Origin of the sequence: Rhodococcus sp. FH8 (genome assembly GCF_019266085.1) — a bacterium.
Classification (GTDB): Bacteria; Actinomycetota; Actinomycetes; order Mycobacteriales; family Mycobacteriaceae; genus Rhodococcus_F; species Rhodococcus_F qingshengii.
Window position 1 is genome coordinate 1 of sequence record NZ_LPNQ01000028.1, and the last position, 2,637, is coordinate 2,637.

Annotated in this window: 1 protein-coding gene and 2 pseudogenes; 1 reads left to right on the forward strand and 2 read right to left on the reverse strand. The window is 61.9% G+C overall.

Annotated elements, in window-relative coordinates:
• A partial coding sequence (locus ATN38_RS00205; RefSeq protein WP_218747381.1) for a helix-turn-helix transcriptional regulator occupies positions 1 to 226 on the forward strand: 226 nt, incomplete at its 5' end.
• Between the two features lie 343 nt (positions 227 to 569).
• On the opposite strand, the pseudogene istB reads toward ATN38_RS00205, so the two are convergent.
• Positions 570 to 1,243: pseudogene (gene istB / locus ATN38_RS00210) on the reverse strand (IS21-like element helper ATPase IstB); the annotation flags it as partial.
• Positions 1,240 to 2,060, reverse strand: a pseudogene (locus ATN38_RS00215) (IS21 family transposase); the annotation flags it as partial. The pseudogenes ATN38_RS00215 and istB, both read right to left, overlap by 4 nt.
• Between the last annotated feature and the right edge of the window lie 577 nt (positions 2,061 to 2,637).

Below are 2,637 nucleotides of genomic sequence, written 5' to 3' on the forward strand. Positions count from 1 at the left end.
GCTGGAGATGTCGGCGGCGTCGGTGTCGGCGCTGTTCACCAAGGAACCCACCCAGATCAAGATGACGACGCTGATCGCGTTGTGCACTGCCTTGCAATGCACTCCGGACGACTTGTTCGAGATCGACACCACTCCCGTCGAGCGTCCTGCCGAGCCGCCGATCCGACCGGCGCCGACGCAGCGCCAAGCCGTCAACGCCCGCGGCCGCTCGCTGCCGCCGATATGACACGCCGACCTGGAAGTCATTGCAGAACATGGGTAAACGCCAGCGTGACTGTGTCGAGTGCGGCGGACCGGTGGGCATCATCGGCCAAGCAACCGTGCCCTGACTGCAGCCGCAGTAGGGTGCTGGTCGTCGAGACAGGTCGTTGCGTGCTTTGTTCCCGCCGGTGCGCGCAGTGCGATCACAAGGTCCGCTTCGCGGAGGCCGTGTTGTGCCGGGGCCGCGGCCTTCGGCATGACCGCCGAGGCCGCCATGATCTACCTGGCAGACTTCGTCGACCCGACCCGACTGCCGAACCCGTGAAATTTCGGCGCCACTACGCACAGATTCGCGCGAACATGTGCGCTTTCCCGAACGGGAGGTTGGAGGTGACCATGACCGAGCCTTGCTCGTATCGGGAGGCGATCAGCTGGAAGAACAAGTTCGCCGCGTCCTGATCGAAGGGGTGTATCCGACCTCGTCGATGATGATCAGCTTGTAACGACGGATCTTCTTGAGTTCGGTTTCGAGTTGCCCGGCATGATGCGCGGTGCTCAACCGAGTGATCCAGTTGCTGGCAGTGTCGAAGAGGACGGAATATCCGGCGTAGGCGGCTTTGACTCCGAGTCCGATCGCGATGTGTGTCTTGCCGATACCCGGGGGTCCGAGCAGGATGACGTTTTCCGCTTTGGGAACGAACATGCCAGTCGCCAAGTGCGCCAGCACATCACGTCGTAGCGACGGTAGGTGGTCGAGATTGAAGTCTTCGAGTGTTTTCACTGCTGGGAAGTGCGCCGTGCGGATTCGCATGATCGTGCCCGCCGACTCACGATCGGCGAGTTGGCGGCCCAATACTGCTGCGAGGTATTCCTCGTGTGACCAGTTCTCGTCGCGGGCGTGATCGGCGAGCTCTTCCCATACTCGTCCGATCGTCGGAGTCTTCAATACTCTTGTCAGATATGCGATCTGGGACGGCACTCCGTCCGCTGGCGGTGCCGAGGCGGCTGCCTCGGCGGCTTTCTTCTTGGTTGCGGTTGTCATGATGTGGTCCTCACTGTTGTCGGGGTGGATTCGAGATCGACGCCGAACAGAGCGTCGTAATCTGGCAATGCCCGCAACGAGACGGGGTGCCCGTCGATGTGCCGGCGTGTGGCCGCTGCCGTGCGGCGGCGCCGTTCGTCCGCCAGTCCGCGGCGCAGTTGCGCCGCAGTATCGACGTGATCAGGATCGGTGACGACCACGTGTTTCGCCCATGAACGGTCGTGGCGGGCAACGATCTGGTCGTTGCAGCGGGCCACCACGCGGGTGGGGCTGGCGCTCACATCGACGAACCGGCCGATCACTCGTGGATCGATCGAATAGTCGGCGCCGTCGACACGCACGTAGTAATCCCGCGCCAACCGGATCCGGTGAGTGAGTCCGATCGCCGGAATGACCGGTGGCAGTTCGATCATCGCCGCCACGTCGGTGGCGAGCAGATCGACAGGTCGGCCACCGATCGCCCGCACGGTGCGAGTATTCGCTCGTGTGAGCCAGTCACGGAGTTGGGCGTTGAAATCAGGCGGTGAGGTGAACGTCCGGCCGGGTAGAAACGAAGTTTCCAGGTAGCCGTTGGCGCGTTCGACCATGCCCTTGTACTCCGGGTCCCGCGGTGGAGCCAACTGGATCCGAGTCGCTAACGTTCCGGCGAACGCAGCAGCAGGTGTGGTGATCTTCCCGGTGCCTCCGATTGCTGATTCTCGGTCCCACACCAGCGTTTTCGGGACCTTACCCAACCCGGAGATCAGTTCCCACATCCCAGACAAGAGTCGCCACCTTGTCTGGACGGGATCATCACCGCCGAGATGAACCGCGAGTACTCCGACCGTTGGACAGTTCCAAACGAATGAGACTCAACTCATAATTGCACCTCAGGCTGCGTCCGGTGTTACGCCAGAATGCGTCCGGTCCGGACAAGACTCTGAGTCTGTTGAGCTGCAGAAACACATCGGTAGGGCATTCTCGGTGCGCACTCACCCTTCTGATTAGCCAACAATTGGCTCAGCCTGACTCCAGAACGGATCGGTCCCGGACGCGGCGCAGACATGTTCGGCGCTGTGCGCATCGAACCTCGCCCTTCACGAGCAGCGGTCCACATTGTCCGTTCTTCACATGAATTTGCAGAGAGGTGCGCCGATGACCGTCACCAGATTTGAGAGCGTCCAGGGAGGAATGATCGAAACCTGTGGATCCCGGGAGGACGCACCTTCCCGGATGATGATCTGTACACGAACAGGATTCTGATCAAGTCCAGCGCGCCAACGCTGGCAGGAAGGTACGCCCGTGCTCACGATAGTGGACTACGACGACGACTCCAACGAGACCGGCCAGGCAGTCGGCGCGGGCCGCTCGTTGCTCGACGAGATCGTCCGCGACGGCGCCCGGCAGATGCTCGC